At 27.3% G+C, this 6,890-nt stretch carries 4 protein-coding genes; all 4 read left to right on the top strand.

Features of this window, described 5'->3' with window-relative positions:
- Window positions 1-328 precede the first annotated feature (328 nt).
- The 4 genes from AMN81_RS04135 to AMN81_RS04120 all read left to right on the top strand — a co-directional run bounded on the left by AMN81_RS04135 (window position 329) and on the right by AMN81_RS04120 (window position 6,768).
- Window positions 329-730 carry a hypothetical protein gene (locus AMN81_RS04135; RefSeq protein ID WP_143312058.1) on the top strand — a complete coding sequence of 134 codons (402 nt, stop codon included), beginning with the start codon at window positions 329-331 and terminating at the stop codon, window positions 728-730.
- Window positions 731-812: 82 nt separating this feature from the next.
- The gene (locus AMN81_RS04130) at window positions 813-2,516 is read left to right on the top strand and encodes a type I restriction-modification system subunit M (protein WP_072090838.1); all 1,704 of its coding nucleotides are present in this window, start codon (window positions 813-815) and stop codon (window positions 2,514-2,516) included.
- The gene (locus AMN81_RS04125; protein WP_072090837.1) at window positions 2,513-3,823 is read left to right on the top strand and encodes a restriction endonuclease subunit S; all 1,311 of its coding nucleotides are present in this window, start codon (window positions 2,513-2,515) and stop codon (window positions 3,821-3,823) included. The genes AMN81_RS04130 and AMN81_RS04125 overlap by 4 nt, the downstream gene beginning before the upstream one ends.
- Entirely contained in the window at window positions 3,820-6,768 is a 2,949-nt protein-coding gene (locus AMN81_RS04120; RefSeq protein ID WP_072090836.1) for a type I restriction endonuclease subunit R, read from the top strand. The genes AMN81_RS04125 and AMN81_RS04120 overlap by 4 nt, the downstream gene beginning before the upstream one ends.
- Window positions 6,769-6,890 lie beyond the last annotated feature (122 nt).

Raw genomic sequence — 6,890 nt, 5'->3', positions numbered from 1 at the left:
AAAGAAACCTCTTCAGTGCTTTGCTATCATTTTGCAGACGATCCAGAAAGAAATAATTTAAAAATGGGTGTTCTAACAAGAGAGTTAGCAGATTATATTTCTGTTAAACAATAAATAAAAAAAATGAAAAAACCCCCGAAACTTTCGTTCCGAGGGTTCTAATTTTGTTTAGTGTATGTATTTAGAGTGTTCTGGTTGGGGAATCGTATTACATTCTCATACTGGTTTCTAATAATACTTGATTTACTTAACATTTTGAAAATTCCTTCATCACTCTTCATCACTATTTAAAGCAATTCAAAAGCAATTCAAAAGACAAGTCTAAAATTTGCCTTTATTTAGAGTTATAAATTGGATTGTTAAAGTTTGTTTCCAAAACTTTAATAAACTCCAAAATATGCAACAATTAGAACTATTTGATTTCAGGAGAGATATTCTCTTTGAAAGAGATAATCAAATCGCTCATTTTTATGATGTCCTTAGTGAAACTAAGGATTCGATAAGTTATGCTGAACATATAGATCCTAAAAAAAAATTCTCTATATGTGGTATGGATTATGAAGAGTATGTTGACGTTAAAAAAGAACACTTAAAGGGTTTGACTTATGATCAAATACTCAACTACTTAGGGAAATTTAAGAAAGAAGAAAGGTTAGAAAAATATAAAATCTTACTTAAATTTAGAAATATACCTTTTGATGCAGATTTATTTACTTGGAACAGTGATTAATTAAATTTAAACAGTTATAACTGTATTTGCAAGAATAACAGATTAAATTCAATTTTATTCAGTAATTTGATATCGTGAACTAATGGAAAAACAGAACCTTTCATCCTTAATTTGGAACACGGCAGATGACATATTAAGGGGTCTATTTAAACCCAGTGAGTATGGTCGAATTATTCTTCCATTTGTTGTTCTTAGAAGATTAGATTGTGTACTAGACCCACAAAAAGACAAAGCATTTGAATTACACGAAAAATATAAAAATAAATTAAAAGATTTTAATGAAGTTATTCAAAGTCAATTAAACTTGCCTTTCTTTAATATCTCACAATTTGATTTATTAAGAATTAAAAGTGACCCAAACAATGTTTACAAAAACTTTAACAATTATATTCAAGGTTATTCAAAAAATGTATTAGATATAATTGAAAATTTTCAAATAGATCCTTTAGTAACTAAATTAAACAAAAATAAAAAACTTTATCTTCTCATAGACAAATTCACAGAGTTTGATCTTCATCCTAATAAAGTTGATAATCACAAGATGGGTTCTTTGTACGAAGAACTTTTAAGAAAATTTTCAGAGATGTCTAATGAAGAAAGCGGAGATCATTTTACACCAAGAGATGTTGTTAAACTTTTAGTATCTCTTGTCTTTGGTGGAGATAAAGAAAATCTAAAAGGTGAGGATAAAATTAGATCAATTTATGATCCATGTTGTGGAACAGGTGGAATGTTAACTATTGGAAAAGAATGGATACACGAAAATATTAATAAAAAATTAAAAGTGGAATTATTTGGACAAGAATTAAATGATGTAACTTATGCAATATGTAAATCTGATTTTTTGATGGCAGATGAAAATCCTGAAAATATTAAAGGTCCACTTTCATCATTATCTGAAGATGGTTATCAAGATAGAAAATTTGATTATATGATTACTAATCCTCCTTTTGGAGTTAGTTGGAAATCAGAAGTAGAATTTATTAAAAATGAGACAAATGACCCAAGTGGAAGATTTGTTGCTGGTACACCAAGAATTTCAGATGGTTCTTTATTATTCTTACAACACTTAATTCACAAAATGGAACCTAAAGGTTCTAGAATAGGTATAGTGTTTAATGGATCTCCTTTGTTTACAGGTGATGCAGGTAGTGGTGAATCTGAAATTAGAAAACATATAATTGAAAAAGATCTGCTTGAAACTATCATCATGCTACCAGACAGATTATTTTTTAACACAGGGATTACAACATATCTTTGGATATTAGATAATAAAAAAAGGAAAAGTAGAAAAGAAAAGATCCAATTAATTAATGCAAAAGATTTTTATAAACATAGTAAAGTTAAATTAGGAGAAAAAAGTAAAGAGATAAGCGATGAACAAGCATTACAAATAATTGATATTTATCAAGGATTTAAAGAGAATCGAAAATCTAAAATTTATAATAATGATTACTTTAGGTACACCAAAGTTACTATTGATCAGTATTTAAAAGATAACTCTGGAAACATTATTAAAGATAAAAAAGGTCATCCAAAAATTGATAAAAAGAAAAGAGATTATGAAAAAATACCATCAGATCAAGAGATAGATAAATATCTATTAAAAGAAGTAAGACCTCATATTGAAGAGTATTTTCATAACAAAGATTTAGATAAAATAGGATATGAATTTTCCCTCACAAAAGAATTTTATGAGTATAAAAATTTTAAATCTGTGGAAGATATTAAAAATGATTTAGCAAAATTAAATAAAGAAATTGCTAATTTAGAAAAAGATTTATGAGTACTTCAATAAGTAAAAATTTTTATGATATTTCAAAAATTCCTAAAGATTGGACTGAAAAAAGACTAAAAAATATTTTATCTATTTCAGAAAAAAAAAGTTCAAATTTTAATGATGAAAAAATTCTATCATTAACTAGAAAAGGGATAGTGGTTAATGATATTTCAATTAATAAGGGTCAAATTGCAGAGTCATATGAAAAATATATTAAAGTAAAAAAAGGACAAATTTGCATGAATCCAATGGACCTCTTGTCTGGTTGGGTTGATATTTCGTCTTTTGATGGACTTATAAGTCCCGCATATTACACTTTTGAATTAAATGAAGTGGTTGATAATAGATTTATGAATTATTTTTTACAATCTAACTATTTAAGAAAAACTTTTTTCAAATTAGGCAAAGGTGTAGCAAGTCATGATAATTTAGGCAGGTGGGTCTTAACACCTGAAGAATTAAAGAATATAATTATTTTTATCCCAAATATCGAAAAACAAAAAATTATTTCTTCTTATCTTGATAATAAAATTAAACTAATAAATCTCTTGATTAAGAAGAACCAAACTAAAGTTGAATTACTTAAAGAGCAGCGAATATCATTGATAAATCAATGTGTTACCAAAGGTCTTGATCCAAATGTTGAGACGAAAGACAGTGGTATTGAGTTTATTGGTAACATTCCAAAAAAATGGAATAAAATTTGTATTAAGTATTTGGTTTCTACCAAGGTGACGGATGGTCCTCATGAGACACCCACTTTTGTCGAACAGGGTATTCCATTTTTATCAGTTGAAGGTATTGTGGGTAATAAAATAAACTTTACCAAAATTAGAGGGTTCATAACCAAAGAAACTCACGAGATCTATTCTAAGAAGTGTAAACCTCAAAAATTTGATATTTTATTGGTTAAGTCAGGATCTACTACAGGAAAGAGTAGTATTGTAGAAACTGATTTAGATTTTAATATTTGGTCACCTTTATGTATTCTACGAAGTGATACTAAAAAAATTGATCCCTATTTCTTTTTCAATGCAATACAGTCACATTATTTTAGAACTCAAGTTGAAATAGGTTGGAGTTATGGGACGCAACCAAATATTGGGATGGGTGTAATTGAAAATCTTTTCATAGTTGTCCCTCCAATTGATGAACAGGTTTTAATTAACACTCATTTAAAAAAATTATTATTTGACTTTGATAAAAAGATTGAAAATTATTCAAAGCGTATTGAGTTTTATAAAGAGTATAGTCTCTCACTGATTTCTTCATGTATATCTGGTAAGATTAAAGTAACAAAGGATATGTTATGAGCAACCTAAGTCCAACAGAGAAGAGATTTGAAAATCATATAGAAAAATATCTTAATTCAATTGATTATAAATCAATACATTATGAAAAATATGATCGCTCCTTATGTTTAATTAAAGATGAAGTTTTAAATTTTATTAAAACAACTCAGAAAGATAGTTGGAAGAAATTAAAAGATATTTATCAAGAAGATACTGAAAACAAAATTCTAAATCGTATTTCTTCAGAAATATCAAGTAGAGGTGTTATAGATGTTCTTAGAAATCATGTAATCGATAGAGGTGTTTATTTAGATCTTTGTTATTTTGAACCAAAAAGTGATTTAAATCCTGATCATTTAAATCTATTTAAATTAAATCAATTTAGTCTTGTTCGACAGTTTCATTACTCAACAAAAAATGAAAATTCTATTGATATGGGGTTATTTTTAAATGGAATTCCTATTGTTACGATGGAATTAAAGAATCAACTAACAGGACAAAATTACAAACACTCAGAAAATCAATATCGTTTTGATCGTGATCCTAAAGAACCACTTCTTCAATTTAAAAGAGTTCTTGTTCATTTCTGTGTTGATAACAATCAAGTTTCAATGACTACAAATCTGAAAGGGGGCAAGACAAGATTTTTTCCCTACAATAAAGATATAGAAAATCCACCAGTTGAAAATGATTACAGATCCTCTTATCTCTGGAAAGAAGTTTTAAATTCCAATTCACTTTTAGATATTATTGAAAATTTTGCACATGTTTCAAATGAAAAAGAGTATTTCTACAACGAAGAAAAACAAACAGTTGATACAAAGAAATTTGATGTACAAATTTTTCCTAGATACCATCAACTAGAACTAATTAGAAATCTTAAAGAACAAATTAAAATTGATGGTGAAGGTAATAATTATTTAATTCAACATACAACTGGATCAGGTAAGTCATATTCTATTGGATGGTTATCTCATCTTCTAACTTCTCTCTATAAATCAAAAGATGATAAGAGACGAATATTTGACAGTATAATTGTTGTAACAGATAGAACTAATTTAGATGATCAATTAAGAGGAACTGTTAAATCTTTATCAAAAGTAGATGGTGTAGTTTTTGGTGCAGAAAAAGGTTCAAAAGAACTTAGAGAATTTCTTGAAAAGGGTAAGGATATTATAATTACAACAATACAAAAATTTCCTTATATTTCTGAAGATATAGTTGCATTAGGCGATAAAAAATTTGCAGTTATTATTGATGAAGTTCACTCTAGTCAAAACGGTGAACTATCAAAAGAATTAAAAAGAACATTAACGAGCAATGAAGACGATGAAGAAGACGATTTTACTCTAGAATCATACTTAGAGGAACAAATTCAAACAAGAGGAAGACAAAAACATATTTCTTTCTTCGGTTTTACTGGAACACCTAAAGAAAAAACTTTAGAGATATTTGGAACAAAACAACCTGATAATAAATTCAATCCTTTCCATGTTTACTCAATGAGACAGTCTATACACGAGGGATACACTCTTGATGTTCTACAGAATTATTCAACTTACAAAAGATATTTTAAAGTTAAAGAAGTAAAAGAAGACGCAATTGAGATTGATACAGCGCAAGGCACTAAAGAAATTTTCAATTATGTAGACTCGCATCAAATTACTATTGAAAATAAAGTTAAGATAATTCTTGATCATTTTTTCAATAAATCCTCAAAAGAAATTCAAGGTAAAAGCAGAGGAATGATTGTTGTAAAAACAAGAAAACTTTGCGTTAAATATTTTAAAGAAATCAATAGACAACTTGAAGAGAGAAAATCGAAATTTAAATGTTTAGTAGGTTTTTCAGGAGAAGTAACTTTAGAAAAAGGTGGTGACAAACATACTGAAAAAAGTTTGAATTTGAGTATTGGTCATGATGGCGATGTACCTTTGGGTCTAAAAAATCCAAAATACAGATTACTTGTTGTTGCAAATAAATTTCAAACTGGATTTGATGAACCTATGCTTCAATCTATGTATATAGATAAACCTTTAAAAGATGTTCAATGTGTTCAAACACTATCTCGTTTAAATCGAACAATGTCAGGTAAGGCATTTACTTTTGTATTGGATTTTGCTAACGACCCAGAGACAGTTAGATTTTCATTTCAAAAATTCTATCAAGAGGTTGGTCTTGAAGAAGAAACAGATCCTAATAAACTCTATGATATTCAAACTTCAATTAATGAATTTAAAATATTTTCAAGTGAACAAGTTGAAAAGTTTTGTTCAATATTTTTTGATAAAAATAGAGAAGAGGGTAATCTTCATCCAGTTTTAGATGAAGTTGTTGATAAATGGATTACATTGGATGATGATGAGCAAAGAGAAGATTTTAGACTGAAAGTTGCGTCTTATATAAGATTATACAGTTACTTATCTCAAATAATTAATTTTTCAGATGTTGAATTAGAAAAACATTATATTTTTTATAGATACTTATCAAAAAAATTAAAACCAAAAACAAAAGAAAGAGTAAATATTGAAAATTTAATTGACCTTGAGTCATTAAGAATACAAAAGTTGCATGATCATATTGATCCATTAGAGAAAGTGGATCATGACTACGAAGGTATTAAAACAGCAGTTGGCACTTATACTCCTCCCGTTAAAGATTTACTTTCAGAAATAATTGAAACAATTAACTCAAGATATGGAATAAATTTAACTGATGATGATAAAGTGAATATTGATAATGTTAGACAAAAAATCTTTGAAGATAAAGAAATTGAAAAGTATATGAATGGAGCAAATTCAGAACAAAATAAACAAGATTACTTCAAAAAACAATTTGATAATGTGATTTTATCTCTTCTTAAAGATAGATTTGATTTTTATAAAAAACTTGATGAAAATTCAGGATTGAAAAATCTTATATTTGATAAAATTTATAAAGATTATAGAGATAGAAAAAATAAGTAACTGTTATAGTTGCAAATGAGACTATAACATCACCAAATCCTTCATCATTCCTTCATCACTCCTTCATCACTAATGATTTTCGTATAAACAAAAAAAAAGGGCAGTAAAGACTGCCCTTTTTG

The organism is Candidatus Pelagibacter communis (assembly GCF_001179845.1).
GTDB classification, from domain to species: Bacteria; Pseudomonadota; Alphaproteobacteria; order Pelagibacterales; family Pelagibacteraceae; genus Pelagibacter; species Pelagibacter ubique_Q.
This window is presented reverse-complemented; position numbering and strand designations above follow the sequence as displayed.